Here is a 16664-nt window from a genome sequence, read left to right on the forward strand (position 1 = left end):
AGACCACCCAACGGGCACGTCTCGTCATCTATGAGGAACTTGAAAATGGCTAAAACAATAACGGTAATCGGCACCGGCATGATGGGCTCGGGCCTGGCCAGCACATTGCTCGCGGCAGGTCGCAAGGTCACGGTATGGGACGGTCGTCCTGAAGCCACGCGCCACCTGGTCGCCAAGGGCGCGACGCTCGCCCCCTCCTTCGTCGACGCTGTGCATGCCAGCGAACTGACCATCATGATCATCAGCAGTGCTGCCGGCGGTGCCGCGCTCATCGAAAACAACATTGCCGAACTCGACCTGAGCGGCCGCTTCATTGCCAACCTCAGCACGGCAATGCCGGAAGATGGCGAGCGCTATCGGGCCATCGTCGAAGGCAACGGCGGCACCTTCATCAACGCGGCGATTTCGTCGTACCCGGATCTGATCGGCGGCCCCTACACGGCCATTCAATACGCCTGTGCACCGGCCGTGTGGGAGGAAATCGCCGAAACGGTAAAACCCATGGCGCCCCAGGGCACGATCTACACCGGGGAAAACCTGACCGTGCCGCCCATTGTCGATGCCGCCATGACCGGCAGTTTCTACGCTGTCGGCCTGGCCGGCTTTCTCGAAGCGGCAGCCTACGCCAAGACCCAAGGGGTGAGTGCCGGGCAGTTGTCCGAGTTCGCCGACAAGATGCTGGATCTGCTGCGCTACAAAGTGCAGAAAAGCATCAAGGAAATTGAAGCGAATGAATTCGGCACCATCCAGGCGACGGTCAACGTGTATCTGGATGCAGTGATCCAGTGGCGGGATGCGCTGAAAGCGAGCGGACTACGGGCCAGCCATATTTCGGCATTGGCTGACGACCTGACCGTAGCCCAAGACGCCGGTCATGGTGAACTGGGTTTCAACGCCCAGTACCTGGTTGCCAGCCTAAAGAAATAATCGCCCGCACCTGACAATCCGTAACGAGGGAGCTTGCTCCCGCAGGGCTGCGCAGCAGCAGCCCTTTTCCCGGCACCGCGCCACTCAGTGTTGATGCCGGTGCGCGCCCAGGCGTCCCACTGTCTGGGAGGGCAGCTCCCCGAAGAACTCGTGGTAATACTTCGAAAATCTCCCCAGATGACCGAAACCTGCGTCGAGCGCTGCGCCCTGGATGGTTTCCAAAGGCGACTGCATGAGCAGTTTGCGGGCGGTGTTCAATCGCACCGACCGGATGTAATTGAGAGGCGTCATGCCCAGGACGTCTTCAAAGCTGTACTGGAGGGTTCTACGGCTGACCCGCAAGTGATTGCACAAGTCCAGCACGCCAATGTTTTCATCCTGCTGGTGTCGGGCAAAGAACTCGCAGCTCTTCTCGACGATATAGGTGCGCGTGGACGGTGGAACCACGAGACGGGAAGAGCCGGTGTCGAAATCCAGGATCTCCTGTACGCAGCCAAATACGTTGGCCAGGCTCGAACGATCAGACGCGTCCGGGCAACCCGATTGCACGTGGCTCAGGTGCAACTTCAGATTCCTTTCGAAATCGATCTGCGTTTCAGCGGATGGCTGAATGAAACGCTCGAAGGGTTTCGCGTCGATGTTCAGGTGGCCATCGGTCCTGAACTGTTCCTGGAAGTCTGATTTTTTCACCGTCAGCATCAGGGCCTCGATGGGCGCCTTCGATACGGAGTGAAACGACCGGCCGGAAGAAATATGGAAGGTATTGCCGTTCACGTATCGGCCATTGAGCAGTACATCTTCGCTGGATCGCACGTTAACGATGACGATTGAATCGAGCGGCACATGGCAGATCTGCTCGATGTAGGGATTTTCCATCGTCTCACGGGTGACCTGCACTTTTCCGGCAATGGAATGGCTGGCTATCGCCCCATGAAAACGGGCTCTTTTCTCCAGCTGGTGATAGCGGTTGTCATCCCACTCATTCAAGCCGCCCGCGTGTTCGAACGCGTCATGGGACTCCAGGAAACGGAACTGGGTGTCGGGTTGACGGGGTGACATGGGCATGACGCGGGTCTCGCAGTGACGTGAGGTCGACACTTGTATCCGCTGCAATCTTTATACCGCGTGGAGAACTTAAAGGGGGCTTCTGCGCATCAGCAACGACCCCGATGGCAGCCCAAGCGTCTACCCCAAGCCTTGATCCATCGCCAGGAACACTGCCTTTGCAGTACAGAACCCGCCTTTGCCCGAACGACCGCATCGTAGCCTGGAAAGAAATAGGTCATGCGACCCAATTTGATGCGTTTTTACTCAGCCGTGCGCTCCTGGTTCGAGAAGAAACGACACACCCACGGGCAGGCCTGCGTCGCACCTGACGGTTGTTATCCGTCGCGGCTATCGATTGCCAAAAATGGATACGGGGTAACAGGGGCTCGGCGTAGGCTGGAATTCAGGGCGTTGCTGGAACATTACCGGCGGCGCCCGGAAACATTGATCACCGCTGCCATAATAATTTTCCAGAACAGCCAACGCGGACGGCATCGCAAGAACACGTCCAGAGAGCAACGACATGAGCAAAGCTGACGTTGAACACAGCACGGGACTGATGAATACAAGCGCGAGCTTGAACATGGATCTGTTGAAACAACTGGAGGCCCTGAACCAGGCCGAACACACCTCCTCCGAATGCTGGAGCAGTGGTGCATCGCTCGTTCGAGAGGCGTCTCTGTGGATCCTCTTCGGTGCTGCCTTGTGGGTCGGTACCTTGCTGGCTGTAGGAGCAAATGCATGAGCACTTCAAACAGCGTCGAACAAGAAGCCCTGGCGGGTCGCTTGCCCGTTCTGGCCGGCAATCGGGTCTATAAAACCTACGGCTCGTTCCTCTGGACATGCTGTGCGTTCAGCGCGGCGACCTGGGCCTTTCTGATCGGCAGCTACCTGCCGTTCGTAGGGGACTGGCGACTGGGTGTGATGGGCTACACCATCGGCCTGATCATCGGCATGGCGTTGGTGTCGCTGGCCTCCGGCGTCCCGAGTTTCAAATACGGCACCGACCCCATCGACACCGCCAAACCTTCATTCGGCTACCGTGGCATCGTCATTCCGCTGTTCGGGCTGCTGGCCACATTGATTGGCTGGTCCTATGTGGTCGAAGCGCTCACCGCCAGGGGCGCCGCGAACGTAGCGGCGACCATCACCGGCAGCCAGGTGACAGGGGACTCCCATGAGCACCTGGTGATTGGCGTCGCGCTGGCGGCACTGCTGCTGGTCTGGATCATCGCGAGCAAGGGGCCGAAGCTGTTCGAACGCCTCAACGGTTTTATCGGACCTTTGCACATGCTGATCACCGTGGTGATGTTCGGCATCCTCGTGCATAAATTCGGCCTGGAGAACCTGTGGCACAACCAGTTGCCAGCCGACCAGATGCTTTCCCACGATCCCGTCCAGGGCCTGGCGCTGGCCGTTGAGTTTGGTGTCTCCAACGCCATGACCTGGTGGCCGGTCATGGGCGGCCTGACCCGTCTGGTCAAGCACAAGAATCATGTAATGGGGCCGTCCATTATCGGCGTAGGCATTCTCGGCGCTGCGGTTGTTTCCACCGTCGCCGCCCTCGCCGCCATCAGCGCCGGCACCTATGACCCGACGATCTGGATGATCGCCGTGGGTGGGCCGGTATTCGGCTCGATCGTGATGACCATCGTGCTGACTGCGAATATCGCCACCATGGTCGTGATGATCTATCTGGCGGGCGTCTCGATCCAGCAAGTGAAGTTCTTCGCACGCTTGAGGTGGGAGTTGCTTCTCGCCCTGTTACTGTTGCCGGGCCTGTACTTCGCGTTCGAAACAGAATGGTTGTTATCCAACGTGATGAGCTGGCTGTCCTATAACGGCGTGATGTTCGTCGGCATCTCGGGCATTACCCTGGTGGACTATTTCGTGTTGAGACGTGAACGGCTCGATGCGCCCAGCCTGTTTGCCACCCACAACAGTCACTACGCCTATTGGGGTGGAATCAACTGGGTGGCCGTGGTGATCAGCATCGTTGCCGTCGTGGGATACCTCGCCCTGTACAACCCCGTAACCGTGGCGATGAGTGAATCGTTCCGCTACTTCGGCGCCTCCATACCGGTGATCGCGGTTTCCGGTCTGGCGTATTACCTGGCGGCCCGCGTGATCCTGGCGCCTCTGGGCAAAGGTCATTACGCACGTGCAATGGTCTTGAACCAACCCACGCTGGACCCCCACCCCAAGCCTGGCACCTTGAAAGTCAGCCTTTGACTGCCATCGGGGGTGCGCTTCAGGCACCCTCGTTTGGAGGATTACAATCTTTCACAATTTCTCCCCTGTCGGGGCCTAAATACATTAGAGAACACGTCGATAGCTTTCGATATCACTTCATCCAGGATTGAATATGATTACCCTTGATACTCAGGCCTCCAGTGCCCGCACACTCCCCACGTTCAGCGCAGAGCAAACAAAGCCCACTGCTGAGGTGGAGCAGACGCCTGCGAACAAATCGTCTGTCGGTACGCAGGTTGAGGGGGTGAAAGTATCGCTGTCCGGCGTCGGACTTCAAAAAGCCGCGAATGAGCGCTCCGCCAATGCCAACAAGGACATTGAAGAAAGCGGGCTGCCTGACCAGGCGCAGAAAATCCTGAAGATGATTCGGGAGTTGAAGCAGAAAATCGCAGAAAAGCAGTCAGAAATGCAGGCGCTCATGGCCGATCAAAGTATGTCCCCGGAAACCAAGCAGGTAAAAGTCGGCGCGTTGCAAGCGACGCTCTCGACACTCACCGCCAGCCTGATGACAGCGAGCGCCTCCCTGGACAAACTGAGCAAGAATGGGACCCTGTCTGCTGCCCAGGCCCAACAGGTCGTCAAGCTGGCCATGAAAAGCTGAACCCGCCTCCCCGCCCGCGCCTCGACACCTTCCATTGCCGATATTGGCTAGGTCGCAAAACCCCGGCCAAGTAGGGTTACCTCAGTCCATTCAACAGTTCTGAGGGAATGCAAAATGAAAAGACTTGAAGGAAAAGTGGCGCTGATTTCCGGCGCCGCGTCAGGCATCGGCGCAGCCAGCGCCATTCGATTTGCAGATGAAGGCGCTGGGATCGTTATCTGCGATATCGACGAGACAAAAGCCGAATCGGTTCTGGAAACGATTCGGGCCTCAGGAGGCAAAGCACTGTTCTGTCGTCTGGACGTGCGGGATGAAAGTCAGTGGGCTGCAGCTTTTACAGCAGCGCTGGCACAGTTCGGCGGCGTCGATATCGTCATGAACAGCGCCGGCATAGCTGTAGCCGGCAATGTGGAAACCATGAGCTTTGATGATTGGAACAAGGAGCTGTCGGTCAACCTTCATGGCACTTTCCTTGGCATGAAACAGGCGTTCAAGTATCTACGGGAAAGAGGCGGATCGATCATCAACCTGTCGTCCATCGAAGGCATCGTGGGTCATCCCGAATACGCAGCCTACTGTGCCGGCAAAGGGGCCATTCGCAACCTCACCAAATCCGCGGCGCTGCACGCTGGACGCAAGGGCTACCGAATCCGCGTCAACAGCATTCATCCTGGATACATCACCACACCGATGGTGGGCAACGACCCCGTCGAGCTGGAGCGATTGCGCAAGCTCCACCCTATCGGCTTCCTGGGGGAAGCGATCGACATCGCGAACATGGCCCTTTTCCTGGCTTCAGACGAATCGCGATTTGCGACCGGCGCAGAGTTTGTGATCGATGGCGGATTTCTCGCGCAATGAGTGGATGGGCACTCATGCCCGCCAGTCAGAGCTTGCCTTCGTAATACTGCTTCATGTGGTCAACAAACACTCTGACCTTGAGGGGTAGATTCCGGGCATGAGGATACAGCGCATAGTAGTGCCTCATCCCGAGGGTGTACTCCGGCAGGATCCGCATCAGCTTTCCAGTCAGCAGGTCGTCCCGGACTGTCGCCAGGGTAAACGCAGCAATTCCCCCGCCCGACAGGGCGCACGCGTGCAAGGCGGTGATGGTGTCCGTATGAAAGGCACTGTTGCAATCCAGCGTGATTGACTCCCCTCCTTCGCAGACCAGGGACCACTGGGTAGCGGATGCGTAGGTCAGTAGCCGGTGCTCATTGAGTTCAACGACGCGGCGAGGAAGACCGTGCTTGGATAGATAGCCCGGCGCCGCCACCAACACCTGCGGTGAGACGCTGAGCAAGCGGGCGACAAGGCTGGTGTCGGCCAGTGGCCCACAGATCCGCAACGCCACATCGAACCCATCGGCCACCAGGTCGACAAGAGGATCGGAGCAGGACAGATCGACTTGGATATCCGGGTAGCGTTGCTGGAAAGCCGGCAACCAGTTGGCCAGTTCCAGCGTACCGGTCACCAGCGGTGCGCTGATGCGAAGCAGGCCGGAGGGACGCTCCTGCTCCAGGGTTGCGGCGCGGGAGGCGGCTTCGACTCGGTCCAGGATATCCACGCAAGCCGCGTAGTACCTTTCGCCGGCCGCTGTCAGACTCATGCGCCGGGTATTGCGATTGATCAGACGCACGCCCAACGCGCTCTCCAATTGCTGCAAGTGTCGCGACACCGAGGAATGAGTGGTGTCCAGCCGCTCGGCTGCGGCTGAGATCCCCTGGGTCTCCACAATGCAACGGAACACACGCATGGCGAGCATCTGATTCATATCGACTTAGCGCACCGGCAACTTGATGATCTGGTCGGTGGTCATGACATCACCGAATGTGTCCTCGACTTCGACCAGCGCGGCCTTGTGCAAGGCGTCCTTGTCGATCGCGTCACCGTTGACCCGGGTAATCGCGCGGGTTGCCGATGCATCGGAGGCGACCACTACGTTGTAGCCCAAAGGCGCCGCATCCCGGGCGGCACCCGCCACGCACGCATGGGTCATGAGGCCGGAGATGATCAGGTTCTGGATACCGGCGCGCTTCAAACGCTTGTCCAGGTCGGTGCTGCCGAAGACGCTGACGGTGGTTTTCTGCAACACCACATCCTGGGCCCTGGGCTGCATGTCCGGATGAAACTTCACGGTTTCACCGTCCTTCGCGAACACCGCCGAACCAGCGGGAGCAACGTGTTGGACATGGAAAACCGGCATCTTGTGGTCATCGGCAAAGGCAATCAGCTTACGGGTATTGGCCAGCGCAGCAGCGCCATCAGGAATCGGCATCTTACCGGTGAAGTATTCGTTCTGAAAATCGATCACCAGTAACGCGGTTTTACCGGCAGGCAACTGGTTGATCGGCGTTGCGCCGGACATGGCGCGGATAGTGGAATGGTTTTCAGCGAATGCGCCGGTGCTGGCGACAATACCGGAAAATGCACAGGCGGCGAGGAAACGGCGGGTGAAACGTTGCATGGGAATTCCTTCCTGGTTAATGAGGGAAGGAATGCTAAGGGGCAGGCACTGAGCTTGGACATAGCGCGAACGGCACAGGACCTGTTCGGAATTTGCACAAATAAGGCATTTGCCGGTGGGCGCCGCCTCCGCCGACTTAGTATTCAGGGCTCGACTCAATCCGGCATGACAATGCGTATTTCCCTGGACCCGATTGGGCTGCCTGTCACCTCGTCGATGGCCACCGCCTGGATCTCGGTCCCCGCCTGGGCATCGAAGAAACGCACCACCTCCCCTCCCGCTCGATGTTTACGCCCCCAGGCTCCGATCATGAACAGCACAGGCAGGAAATCGACCCCGGCTTCTGTCAGGACGTATTCATCACGGGGCGGCCGTTCGCAGTAGCGATGTTTCTCCAGCAGCCCCGCTTCGGTCAGCGCCGCCAAGCGTTTAGTGAGGATGGTCGGGGCGATGCCAAGGCTTTTCCTGAACTCATCGAAACGGCGGATGCCACGGTGCGCATCCCTGAGGATCAGGATGCTCCATTGATCGCCGACGGACCTGAGGCTGCGCTCGATCGGGCATGAGCTTTCACACAACGATTCATCGTTCATATCGTTTCGATATCGACTCGCTTTCGTATTGATAGTAACCTACCTCTCACACGCGGACCAGTATGAGCCATAGAGGTAGATCAGATGAGCAGAAACAGCGATTCATGGGTGCTGATCACCGGCGCCTCCAGCGGTTTTGGTGAGGAATTTGCCAGGCAATATGCGGCAATCGGTCATCCATTGGTACTGGTTGCCCGCCGGCTGGATCGTCTGCAGACCCTGGCTGAATCGTTGCGCAACCAGTACGGCATTGAAGTGCTCGTCGAACAGGTCGACCTCTCTGACACCGCTGCGATCATCCATCTCCATGCGGGTCTGAATCAACGTGGCATCCAGATCGATACCCTGATCAACAACGCCGGGCACGGGCTGCAAGGTCCCTTGCTGGACGCGCAACTGAACGACGCGTTGGCGATGATTCAGCTCGACATTGCAAGCCTGACGGCCATGACCCACCTTTTCGGCCAAGACATGCGGAAGCGCCAGCGCGGAAAAATCCTACAGATCGCCAGCGTATTGGCTTACCAAGGCGTGGTGAATTTTGCCGTGTACTCGGCTGCCAAGGCCTACGTCCTACGCCTAGGAGAAGCCTTGCACCGTGAATTCAAAGCTGATGGGGTCACTGTCACCACCTTGTGCCCCGGCATGACAGACACCGGCTTCGCCACCGCGGCGCAACAGAAAATCACCCCCGGATTGAAAGCCATCATGATGCAGCCGGCCCCCGTGGTACGGGCAGGCATCCGCGCACTGGGCGCCGGGCGCATCAGCGTCGTACCGGGCATCATGAACAAGCTCAACGTGATCTTCATGTGGGCGACGCCTCGCTGGTTGCATCAGGCGGCGTTGTCGCGGGTGATGAACTGACTGGGTTTGAGCGGGCGGCCCTTCACGGTCGCCCTATTCGTAACTGCCTTTGTTGCCCGGATGATTTAATTAGCCAAGTTAGACAGCGTGCCTACGCGCCGTTTGAAAGTCCCTGATGGCGACCGTCGACTTCAACCATTGCCCCCCAAAACGATCCGTTTCCCAACCTTCTCCCCCACCTCCAACGCCTGCCCATCCCGTTGCTTTCCCTGCCTCGCCAGCCCAACCAGCCGGGGAATCAACTCCCCCTCCGGCAAGTGCTGCCAGAATCGCCCCGGCATATGCTGTCGCATCGCTTGAGGGTTGACCCTCGCCGGGTTGAAGGTGTGTCGATAATAAGTGCGCCATAACTCCGCGCCAGGGTCTTCAGCGTGGCGCGCCCATTGTTGCCACTGCTCAGGACAACAGCGTTGATAATCCAGGGTCTGACCATCGAACCGGATGCCATCACGGGGCGTCGCTATCAGCCAGCGTTGTCGGCCCAGTCGCTCGGCAAAATGGCCGCTCGCACTTTCGAGGATGTCATGGGCCGGCTCGTGAAATGCCACGAGGTCCAGTTGCAACTGCTCGGCAAGCGCCTGCTGCAAAGGTACGAAGCGCACGAACGCATGGAGGTGATGGGCCTCGCGGCTGACCTGCTTGATCCGGCGCTGTAATTCGCTGCCCAGGCGATCACCGGCGAGCATGGCGGTGCGATCACCATGAGCGACCCGCCAAAGCACTTCGTACAACAGGCTCCAGCGATGTTCGCCCTGGTAGCGAGCGGCCTGTTCGAGCTGTGTCAACAAGGCCGCCGGCACTCGCGTGGAGAACGGACCCGGGCCTGACGGCAGCGGCGTCGGCGCGGCCAGCAGATCGGCCACAGGGCCTTGGGTCCAGGTCACGTCGGCGGGGTCGATGCCGTGGCCGAGCAGCTTGCGGGCCTGGTCGCGCCATATCAAAAAATCGTCCTCGCAATCCAGCGCGATCATCCCCACAACCCCATTTGCAGGGGCGCCTGGGGCTCACGCAAGCGCGCCCGCAGCAGGCCGCTGCGCATCTGCGCCTCGACTGGCCGGTAGTCGCTGGTGACAATGAACGGTCGCGCCTTCTCCAGCACACAGCGCAACTGCACCAGATCGTCGTAGCGAACCCGTCTCTCCCGACGCAGCGCCACCAGGCGTTGCACACTGCGCAAGCCAATCCCCGGAATACGCGCCAGCAAGGCGGGTTCGGCACGGTTGACGTCAAGGGGAAACACTTCACGGTTCGCCAGCGCCCAAGCCAGTTTGGGGTCGATGTCCAGGTCCAGGTTGCCGGCGCCGCCCAGGATCTCGCCCGCCTTGTAGCCGTAGCCGCGCATGAGAAAATCAGCCTGGTACAGCCTGTGCTCGCGCAGCAACGGCGGCGCTGCCAACGGCACGCTGGCGGGGCTGTCGGGAATCGGGCTGAACGCTGAATAGTAGACCCGTCGCAGGCCATAACCCTGGTAGAGCGACTCGGCGTTCTGCAGGATCGCATGGTCATCGGTGGCATCGGCCCCAACGATTACCTGGGTGCTCTGCCCGGCCGGGGCGAAGCGAGGTGCCCGGGCTTCTCCGGCCACCGCTTGCTGGCCCTGATGGATGGTGCCCATGGCCTGGCGGATCGTGACCAATTGCTTCTCCGGCGCCAGGCGCTTGAGGCTCGCCTCGCTGGGCAACTCGATGTTCACGCTGAGGCGATCGGCCAGCCGTCCGGCTTCTTCGATCAGCAGCGGATCGGCGTCGGGAATGGTCTTGAGATGGATATAGCCCCGAAACTGGTGCACCTCCCGCAACAACCGCGCCACGCGCACCAGTTGTTCCATCGTGTAGTCCGCCGACCGAATGATGCCGGAACTCAGGAATAGGCCGCTGATGCAGTTGCGACGATAGAAATCCAGGGTCAGCCGCACCACCTCCTCCGGCGTGAAGCGCGCCCTCGGCACGTTGCTGGAGCGACGGTTGACACAATACTGGCAGTCGTAGAGGCAGAAATTGGTCAGCAACACCTTGAGCAGCGAGACGCAGCGCCCATCCGGTGTGTAGCTATGACAGATGCCCATGCCATCCGTAGCCCCCAGACCATCGCGACCGCGGGAGCTGCGCTTGGGAGCACCACTGCTGGCGCAGGAGGCGTCATACTTGGCAGCGTCGGCGAGAATGCCGAGCTTGGCGATCAGTTGCATGGAAGGGCTCTCGATACTGGTTATGCGTACAGTATTTCGAGAAGCATGGCGATGCAAGCGCCATTGGTCATTGATGGGTTATAATCCGCTCAACCACGCGATTTGAGGTCCAGCCCCATGGGCACTATCAGCCTTGAAACTAAAAAGGCCTACGCGGCCAGGACGCGTCGATCCAACTATGCGGCCAGTCTGCGCCTGGAAGGCTTCAAAGTGACCTTTACCGATGGCGAATGCAAAATGCCGACGCGTGAAGAAGTCTTGAAGACCTTCACCAAGACCCGGGCCTGATGCCAGACAAGTATGGAGTCGGCGAAGACGCCTATTGCTATGCCGGCTCCACAGTCCTTCGCAACAAACTCGACATCCGTGACGAACCCACGTTAAGCGAAGCCGAACAACAGCTCTCGGCCATCGCTGCGGACAACGTCGAATTCAACCCTCCCCCTTACAACCTGGTTTACCTTCAGAACATTCACCGGCTGCTGTTTTCGGACTTGTATGAGTGGGCCGGGGAACTGCGGACCGTTGGGATGGCCAAGCAGGACACACGCTTCTGCCAGCCACAGTTCATGGAGAAGGAGGCTGGCAAGATCTTCAAGAGCATGGCGACGGCCAGATGGTTCGAAGGCATGAGCCGGGCGGAACTGATCATTGCCGTTGCCGATGCCTATTCCGATATCAACGTCGTCCACCCCTTCCGCGAAGGCAATGGCCGTGCCCAGCGCATCCTCTTCGAGCACCTCATCATGAATGCCGGGTTTGAAATCAGTTGGTGGGGCATTGAAAAAGAGGAGTGGATCGTCGCTAATATCGCCGCCTACAACTGCACGCTCGGGCCAATGGAGCAGGTGTTCGAGAAGTGCATCGGCGATGAAATCCCCCCACATCAACTCATCAGCATTCCGACGCAGAATGGAAAACAATAAATGACCTATCGCTGTATCAAGTATTGGGTCATTTTGACCCTGGGGGCACTGGCTGTATATTTCATCTGCGCCGAGACTTTTTACTCTGTCAATGAACAGGATCGCGGCGTGGTCCTGCGCAACGGCAAGTTCCTGACTGTGGCACCACCTGGCCTCGGTTGGAAAATCCCCTTCGTGGATCAAGTAAAAACCGTTTCGATGCAAAACAACCTGGTCTACTGGCCCGTTTTTCAGGCAAGGACTGAAGACCTGGATGTGATGGACCTGGAAGTTTCCATCGTTTGGCGAGTCGCGCCGAACGAGGTTCAGAAAATGTATAAGGAATACGCCACCCTCGAAGCGATCGAAAATATCTTGCTTATCCCCAAAATAACGGAGCAAGCCAGGCTAGCCGTCTCTCATTACACGACAGAGCAGGCTTTGAAAAACCGGGAGGCGTTCGTCCGCGGCTTTTCATCCGCAGTCAGAGCCGCGGTTGATGGCCCCATCCTTATTGAGAGCATCGATATCGGAAATGTGCACATGAAAAGCATCCATATCGAATAGCGATCACCCCGGTTTCAAACGGACTTGCACTATAAATTTCTAGAGACATGACCATGCGTCGCAACGTTTGCCTTATAGGCTCAGGATTAGCAGCAACCATCGCAGCTTGTGTGCTGGCAAGCCTCTCTTTTTACACCATCAGCGAAAGAGAGCTCGGCCTGGTCCTGCGCAACGGCAAGATCAATTCGGTTGCAGGCCCCGGATTGGGCTGGCGACTGCCCGTCATTGACAAGGTGCTCCGAATCCCAAGTCAAAATAGCATCTTGAGTATTGCAGACGTCCATAACTACACCGCAGACCTTCATGAATTCAGAACTGACGTATCCGTCGCCTGGCATGTAGCGCCGGACAGGATTGCGGACATCTACACCCAATACAACGACATTCAATCGGTGGAGCTGGCGTTTATAAAGCCACGGGTTTCCAGCCAGATCGGCTTGGTCATGTCGCGCTATAAAGGCATCCAAATGTTCGAACACCCCGACAGATTCATAAAGGATGCCTCTGCCGCAATTAAAGAAGCCGCCGGCGCGTTGGTGGTCATCGATAGCGTGAATTTTGAAAAGCTCGTGCTAGCGGATCTGGATCGATCTGCCTCTTCCAACGAAGCCGCCGCTACGGCAGTGGCGGCGCCTTGAGCCGTCTGAAATGACTGGCAATCGTCAGGCTATTGGCAACATGCCATACCGTGTGGTTAGCTGCCCGCACTTTCTCGCCTTTTAACTGCCGAAGCCATGATGAACTTTACCCAGCCTCGCTTGAGATTGCTGTCGCTACTGAGTGTGACCTTGTTAGTGGTGGGCTGTGCGTCCTACTACTTGTTTCGCCAAAGTAGTATGTTGCCAAGCGAAAGCTTCGCCGCCGAGGACATGAATGGAGGAGGCATAGAGGACATAGGTACGCTGGCGCTGCCCGACGCTGAAAAGCGCCTGAATTACTTGATCCATGACACCAGTGAAACCCTTGAAGCTTTAGAGCTGGTGACTCAGTCGGAAATCAGCCTGACCATCGAGGGAACCCAGCCCGCCGGCGAGCAGGAACTGCAATACGAAGAGCTGTTTGTGCCGTTCACCAGTGCACAATTGAAAACTGCACTGGCGTCGATCCAGGACCTGCGTTTTGTTCAACGGTTGTTTGCCGACGGTTCCGAAATAAGGCTTGATACCAGCAGCCTTGATCCACTCTGGAAGCGCGCAGCCACGCCGGATGAGCACGCAGCCATTCAGTACCGTCCGGAGCGCCTGCGTTTTCGGGATGGCAGCGAGAAACTTTTCGCCGACATCAAGGTGCAACCCAAAGCAGACTCGGACGACATCGTTCTGTCTGATGATTACATAACGCTGCCCCTCAACAAACCCTTGGCCAGCCTCGATCTGAAGATCGCTTATCGCAGTTATCCGGCGTTCAAGAAAGTGGTTCTGGACAAAGACCATCCGCAGGTTACCCTGGACGACGGCCAACACTTCCAACTTACCGCCCTAGGTGATTCAAGTGCCTCACTGCGGCTAAGTACGCCCAAGACTACAACCTTCGTGGTGCAGGGTTTGACGGATAACGGCAAGGCGCTTTACAGCAACGGCAACAACACGCGGTCCTTCCCTTCGCAGAGCGATATCGACGCGTTGCGTGACTATTACAAAGCTCTGCGGCAAACCAAGGCTGATCTCGACCAGTTCAAGACCAGCCAGGCGGTGCAACAGCGGCTGGAGCATCTAACCGAAGCGCTTTCCACCCAGGCGGGACCGCTGAAGAACACCGAGGCCGATTACCGCTTCGAAGCGACCCCGCAACGCATCGTCATTCATGTGCTTGAACCGATGCAAGACAATGTTGCCGTTTTTACTCAGGTTCAGAACGTTCTTGCGGAGCAAGTGCGTTACATCGCCCTTGACCGGAAGTCCGAACGCTATGGCTTCATCGATCAGGGCGGGCAATGGTTGATCAAACCACGCTGGCTACAGGTACAGGAGAGCGGGGTTGCGGATATCTATTCGTTGCTCACGCTGGAAGGAGTGGACCAGACAGCTTACTTCCCTGCTGGCAGCAACAAACTCATCAACCTGCCGTTCGAACTTATTACGCAGACCATGGACAATGGCCTGCTGCTGGTGGAGCGTGAAACCAACGGACCCTACGGGCTCTACGACGCCAGGAATCACCGTTTCATATTGCCGATGAAGTTCGTCAACCCCACTGTCAGCGGCAACCTGTTCATTGCCCGTCTCGGCACGAAAACCTATGCCACGGAGGGCCAGTACGGTGCCTATACCCTCGCCGGCAAGGAAGTGCTGCCACCGCAGTTCTCCGATATTCAGCAAAGCGGCGATTACCTCTATACAAACTCAGCCGATCAAGGCCGTCAGGACGTTTTCGACCTGGAAGGCAAACGGATCAACCTCCAGGGCTACAACGTGATAGGTCGCTTTGTTGGCGAGCAGCCGTTGTTGGTGCAAGACGCCAGAACCAGGAAGTTTGCCTTTATCAACCGCCAGGGGGCGTTGCTGCCCATCAAATTACCTTATGACGAGGTGGAACCGTTTTCAAACGGTATGGCGGTGGTCGGGCGCGATAGCAGCTACGGAGCTATCGACTTGAAGGGAACCCTGCAGATCCCCCTGGAATACAACAGCATCAATTCGTTCCAGACCCGCTACGCAGCTGCCGTTCAGGAAGGTGACAGTGGATTGGTGTTGATCAGCCAGAACAACAAACTGGTCAAGAAACTCGGTTCCTACACCAGCCTGAAAGTCACCGATAACAGCAATGAAGCCCGCTACTATGTGACGGATCCGAGCAACCCTGACGAGTCCCTGGTCTATGACGCCGACGGCAATCGTGTGGATAAAGAAGAATGAGGACTGACTTGCCCGAACACACACAACACACGCAAATCCCGTCGATGCATTTATTCGCCTCGCGGACAGGTCAGCGATAAACTCGAAAACATGGCAAGCCGCTCTCCTCCGATGGGCGGCGTTGCAGACTTACTCAAGGACTCATGTATGACTCTCTTGCCGTCACGCTCCCTCTTTTTCGTCTCCAGCCTCCTGGCCAGCTCCCTGTGCTTAGCCGAAGCCGAACCAACCGATGGCAGCCTCATCAAGGACTCGACCAAGGCGGCCGTCTCGTCGTTCATCACGGCAGGCAAGAACCTGTTGGGGGGCGTAAGCGAAGGCGTACTGGATGGCCGTGAATCAGCCCAGGGCACCGATGGCGCTGCGATCATTTCCTCCGGCGAGCAACTGAAAGACCGGATCGGCGTAGAGGTCCTGAAACTGGAACCCAGCGATGACCATCTGACCGTTACCCTCGGTTTCAAGAACAGTACCGACAAGCAACTGCGCCTGATCAACCTCAGGCAGACGGGCGTCCTGCTGGCCATTGACCAGGCAGGTTACGCCAACAGCCTCACGGGGATGGAAAATCCGGATGAAGTGACCGTTCCGCCCAAGGCGGCTGTGCGGCAGAAGTTTGTTTTTGAGGGGCAGAATGAGGCGGTCAGTTCTGTACGGGTTTGGGGGCAGGATTATCAGCTTAAGAAATAATACAGCTCTGGCACGACTCAGATGACATTCTGCACCTCGCGGCCAGAACGAGATCCGAGCCAGCATGACGTGTTTTACGTTGAGAAACATATCGCGACGACCTGCTCATTCACCCTGACGTATGAGGATGTAAGATGCCCGTCAAGCAAACATCTTGAGGCCGCCATGACCGGAATATCCCTGAACCTGCCAGAAGACCTATCGAACTCGCTCGCCGATCTGGCCAAGACGAACGGTCAGAGTGCAAGCTATCTGGCCATGGACGTTCTGCGCGATTACATCGAGCATGAGAAAACGCTGATTGCGCAAATCGAGTTGGCAGTCAAAGAAGCTGACCAGGGTAAATTTGCAAGCCAAGAACAGGTGGCAGCAATGCGCGCCCGACGTTGGAGTCGGAATGCGGATTGAGTGGTTGGAAAAAGCGCTTAGAAACCTGGAAGACGAAGCTAGCTATATCGCCCTTGAGAACCCCAAAGCCGCCGACGATTTTTTCGATGCTATTTTCGCCAGCGTCGACAAATTGGCCGAGTTTCCCAGCATGGACCGCGAAGGCAGGGTCAAAAATACACGCGAATGGGCCGTACCCAACTGGTCCTATCTAATCCCCTACCGGGTACGCGGAGACAGTCTTCAGGTTCTGGGCGTATTTCACACACGACAGCACCCGCGCTCCAGGTGGTGAGTGAAAGTTGGACCACAATCTG

At 57.7% G+C, this 16664-nt stretch carries 20 protein-coding genes; 14 read left to right on the plus strand and 6 right to left on the minus strand.

Going from position 1 to position 16664, the window contains the following annotated elements:
- Window positions 1-45 precede the first annotated feature (45 nt).
- Complete coding sequence (locus LOY67_RS18280) at window positions 46-927, plus strand: NAD(P)-binding domain-containing protein (RefSeq protein ID WP_265063828.1); 882 nt, start codon at window positions 46-48, stop codon at window positions 925-927.
- A gap of 84 nt (window positions 928-1011) precedes the next feature.
- On the opposite strand, the gene LOY67_RS18285 is transcribed toward LOY67_RS18280, so the two are convergent.
- Complete coding sequence (locus tag LOY67_RS18285) at window positions 1012-1992, minus strand: helix-turn-helix domain-containing protein (protein ID WP_265063829.1); 981 nt, start codon at window positions 1990-1992, stop codon at window positions 1012-1014.
- A 505-nt stretch (window positions 1993-2497) separates the two neighbouring features.
- Here LOY67_RS18285 and LOY67_RS18290 point away from each other — a divergent pair.
- The 4 genes from LOY67_RS18290 to LOY67_RS18305 all read left to right on the plus strand — a co-directional run bounded on the left by LOY67_RS18290 (window position 2498) and on the right by LOY67_RS18305 (window position 5689).
- Complete coding sequence (locus tag LOY67_RS18290) at window positions 2498-2719, plus strand: hypothetical protein (RefSeq protein WP_265063830.1); 222 nt, start codon at window positions 2498-2500, stop codon at window positions 2717-2719.
- Complete coding sequence (locus LOY67_RS18295; RefSeq protein WP_265063831.1) at window positions 2716-4206, plus strand: cytosine permease; 1491 nt, start codon at window positions 2716-2718, stop codon at window positions 4204-4206. The genes LOY67_RS18290 and LOY67_RS18295 overlap by 4 nt, the downstream gene beginning before the upstream one ends.
- A gap of 133 nt (window positions 4207-4339) precedes the next feature.
- Window positions 4340-4828 carry a hypothetical protein gene (locus LOY67_RS18300; protein WP_265063832.1) on the plus strand — a complete coding sequence of 163 codons (489 nt, stop codon included), beginning with the start codon at window positions 4340-4342 and terminating at the stop codon, window positions 4826-4828.
- A 114-nt stretch (window positions 4829-4942) separates the two neighbouring features.
- The gene (locus LOY67_RS18305) at window positions 4943-5689 is read left to right on the plus strand and encodes an SDR family oxidoreductase (RefSeq protein ID WP_265063833.1); all 747 of its coding nucleotides are present in this window, start codon (window positions 4943-4945) and stop codon (window positions 5687-5689) included.
- Between the two features lie 25 nt (window positions 5690-5714).
- On the opposite strand, the gene LOY67_RS18310 is transcribed toward LOY67_RS18305, so the two are convergent.
- The 3 genes from LOY67_RS18310 to LOY67_RS18320 all read right to left on the minus strand — a co-directional run bounded on the left by LOY67_RS18310 (window position 5715) and on the right by LOY67_RS18320 (window position 7888).
- Entirely contained in the window at window positions 5715-6602 is an 888-nt protein-coding gene (locus tag LOY67_RS18310; RefSeq protein WP_265063834.1) for a LysR family transcriptional regulator, read from the minus strand.
- Between the two features lie 6 nt (window positions 6603-6608).
- Window positions 6609-7295: a cysteine hydrolase family protein gene (locus LOY67_RS18315; protein WP_265063835.1), complete on the minus strand. Its 687-nt coding sequence runs from the start codon at window positions 7293-7295 to the stop codon at window positions 6609-6611.
- 155 nt (window positions 7296-7450) lie between these two features.
- A complete protein-coding gene (locus LOY67_RS18320) occupies window positions 7451-7888 on the minus strand; it encodes a winged helix-turn-helix transcriptional regulator (protein ID WP_265063836.1) in 438 nt (145 codons plus the stop codon).
- A gap of 84 nt (window positions 7889-7972) precedes the next feature.
- Between LOY67_RS18320 and LOY67_RS18325 the strand changes: the two genes are divergently transcribed.
- Window positions 7973-8755 (plus strand): SDR family NAD(P)-dependent oxidoreductase, encoded by a 783-nt coding sequence (locus tag LOY67_RS18325; RefSeq protein ID WP_265063837.1) that lies wholly within the window; start codon window positions 7973-7975, stop codon window positions 8753-8755.
- 131 nt (window positions 8756-8886) lie between these two features.
- Here the strand turns inward: LOY67_RS18325 and LOY67_RS18330 are convergent, their stop codons facing one another.
- Together LOY67_RS18330 and LOY67_RS18335 are read right to left on the minus strand one after the other, a co-directional pair.
- On the minus strand, window positions 8887-9726 hold the full coding sequence (locus LOY67_RS18330) for a TIGR03915 family putative DNA repair protein (protein WP_265063838.1): 840 nt from the start codon (window positions 9724-9726) through the stop codon (window positions 8887-8889).
- Entirely contained in the window at window positions 9723-10943 is a 1221-nt protein-coding gene (locus LOY67_RS18335; RefSeq protein WP_265063839.1) for a putative DNA modification/repair radical SAM protein, read from the minus strand. Before LOY67_RS18335 ends, LOY67_RS18330 begins: the two co-directional genes overlap by 4 nt.
- A gap of 117 nt (window positions 10944-11060) precedes the next feature.
- Here LOY67_RS18335 and LOY67_RS18340 point away from each other — a divergent pair, with 117 nt between their 5' ends.
- The 8 genes from LOY67_RS18340 to LOY67_RS18375 all read left to right on the plus strand — a co-directional run bounded on the left by LOY67_RS18340 (window position 11061) and on the right by LOY67_RS18375 (window position 16642).
- Window positions 11061-11231, plus strand: coding sequence for a YhfG family protein (locus LOY67_RS18340; RefSeq protein ID WP_265063840.1), 171 nt, complete (start codon window positions 11061-11063; stop codon window positions 11229-11231).
- On the plus strand, window positions 11231-11869 hold the full coding sequence (locus LOY67_RS18345) for a putative adenosine monophosphate-protein transferase Fic (RefSeq protein WP_265063841.1): 639 nt from the start codon (window positions 11231-11233) through the stop codon (window positions 11867-11869). Before LOY67_RS18340 ends, LOY67_RS18345 begins: the two co-directional genes overlap by 1 nt.
- Entirely contained in the window at window positions 11870-12415 is a 546-nt protein-coding gene (locus LOY67_RS18350; protein ID WP_265063842.1) for an SPFH domain-containing protein, read from the plus strand. It begins immediately after the preceding gene.
- A 53-nt stretch (window positions 12416-12468) separates the two neighbouring features.
- Window positions 12469-13053 carry an SPFH domain-containing protein gene (locus LOY67_RS18355; RefSeq protein WP_265063843.1) on the plus strand — a complete coding sequence of 195 codons (585 nt, stop codon included), beginning with the start codon at window positions 12469-12471 and terminating at the stop codon, window positions 13051-13053.
- A gap of 99 nt (window positions 13054-13152) precedes the next feature.
- A complete protein-coding gene (locus LOY67_RS18360; RefSeq protein WP_265063844.1) occupies window positions 13153-15270 on the plus strand; it encodes a WG repeat-containing protein in 2118 nt (705 codons plus the stop codon).
- A 147-nt stretch (window positions 15271-15417) separates the two neighbouring features.
- The gene (locus LOY67_RS18365) at window positions 15418-15960 is read left to right on the plus strand and encodes a hypothetical protein (protein WP_265063845.1); all 543 of its coding nucleotides are present in this window, start codon (window positions 15418-15420) and stop codon (window positions 15958-15960) included.
- Window positions 15961-16125: 165 nt separating this feature from the next.
- Window positions 16126-16368 (plus strand): CopG family ribbon-helix-helix protein, encoded by a 243-nt coding sequence (locus LOY67_RS18370; RefSeq protein WP_265063846.1) that lies wholly within the window; start codon window positions 16126-16128, stop codon window positions 16366-16368.
- Window positions 16358-16642: a type II toxin-antitoxin system RelE/ParE family toxin gene (locus tag LOY67_RS18375; RefSeq protein ID WP_265063847.1), complete on the plus strand. Its 285-nt coding sequence runs from the start codon at window positions 16358-16360 to the stop codon at window positions 16640-16642. Before LOY67_RS18370 ends, LOY67_RS18375 begins: the two co-directional genes overlap by 11 nt.
- The last annotated feature ends 22 nt before the right edge of the window (window positions 16643-16664 follow it).

It is taken from the genome of Pseudomonas sp. B21-056 (genome assembly GCF_026016325.1).
In the GTDB taxonomy this organism is placed as follows: Bacteria; Pseudomonadota; Gammaproteobacteria; order Pseudomonadales; family Pseudomonadaceae; genus Aquipseudomonas.

Excerpts from the sequence above, each read along its gene's own strand:
- LOY67_RS18280 (WP_265063828.1), top strand. The coding sequence starts at position 46 with ATGGCTAAAACAATAACGGTAATCGGCACCGGCATGATGGGCTCGGGC.
- LOY67_RS18285 (WP_265063829.1), bottom strand. The coding sequence starts at position 1,992 with ATGCCCATGTCACCCCGTCAACCCGACACCCAGTTCCGTTTCCTGGAG.
- LOY67_RS18290 (WP_265063830.1), top strand. The coding sequence starts at position 2,498 with ATGAGCAAAGCTGACGTTGAACACAGCACGGGACTGATGAATACAAGC.
- LOY67_RS18295 (WP_265063831.1), top strand. The coding sequence starts at position 2,716 with ATGAGCACTTCAAACAGCGTCGAACAAGAAGCCCTGGCGGGTCGCTTG.
- LOY67_RS18300 (WP_265063832.1), top strand. The coding sequence starts at position 4,340 with ATGATTACCCTTGATACTCAGGCCTCCAGTGCCCGCACACTCCCCACG.
- LOY67_RS18305 (WP_265063833.1), top strand. The coding sequence starts at position 4,943 with ATGAAAAGACTTGAAGGAAAAGTGGCGCTGATTTCCGGCGCCGCGTCA.
- LOY67_RS18310 (WP_265063834.1), bottom strand. The coding sequence starts at position 6,602 with ATGAATCAGATGCTCGCCATGCGTGTGTTCCGTTGCATTGTGGAGACC.
- LOY67_RS18315 (WP_265063835.1), bottom strand. The coding sequence starts at position 7,295 with ATGCAACGTTTCACCCGCCGTTTCCTCGCCGCCTGTGCATTTTCCGGT.
- LOY67_RS18320 (WP_265063836.1), bottom strand. The coding sequence starts at position 7,888 with ATGAACGATGAATCGTTGTGTGAAAGCTCATGCCCGATCGAGCGCAGC.
- LOY67_RS18325 (WP_265063837.1), top strand. The coding sequence starts at position 7,973 with ATGAGCAGAAACAGCGATTCATGGGTGCTGATCACCGGCGCCTCCAGC.
- LOY67_RS18330 (WP_265063838.1), bottom strand. The coding sequence starts at position 9,726 with ATGATCGCGCTGGATTGCGAGGACGATTTTTTGATATGGCGCGACCAG.
- LOY67_RS18335 (WP_265063839.1), bottom strand. The coding sequence starts at position 10,943 with ATGCAACTGATCGCCAAGCTCGGCATTCTCGCCGACGCTGCCAAGTAT.
- LOY67_RS18340 (WP_265063840.1), top strand. The coding sequence starts at position 11,061 with ATGGGCACTATCAGCCTTGAAACTAAAAAGGCCTACGCGGCCAGGACG.
- LOY67_RS18345 (WP_265063841.1), top strand. The coding sequence starts at position 11,231 with ATGCCAGACAAGTATGGAGTCGGCGAAGACGCCTATTGCTATGCCGGC.
- LOY67_RS18350 (WP_265063842.1), top strand. The coding sequence starts at position 11,870 with ATGACCTATCGCTGTATCAAGTATTGGGTCATTTTGACCCTGGGGGCA.
- LOY67_RS18355 (WP_265063843.1), top strand. The coding sequence starts at position 12,469 with ATGCGTCGCAACGTTTGCCTTATAGGCTCAGGATTAGCAGCAACCATC.
- LOY67_RS18360 (WP_265063844.1), top strand. The coding sequence starts at position 13,153 with ATGAACTTTACCCAGCCTCGCTTGAGATTGCTGTCGCTACTGAGTGTG.
- LOY67_RS18365 (WP_265063845.1), top strand. The coding sequence starts at position 15,418 with ATGACTCTCTTGCCGTCACGCTCCCTCTTTTTCGTCTCCAGCCTCCTG.
- LOY67_RS18370 (WP_265063846.1), top strand. The coding sequence starts at position 16,126 with ATGACCGGAATATCCCTGAACCTGCCAGAAGACCTATCGAACTCGCTC.
- LOY67_RS18375 (WP_265063847.1), top strand. The coding sequence starts at position 16,358 with ATGCGGATTGAGTGGTTGGAAAAAGCGCTTAGAAACCTGGAAGACGAA.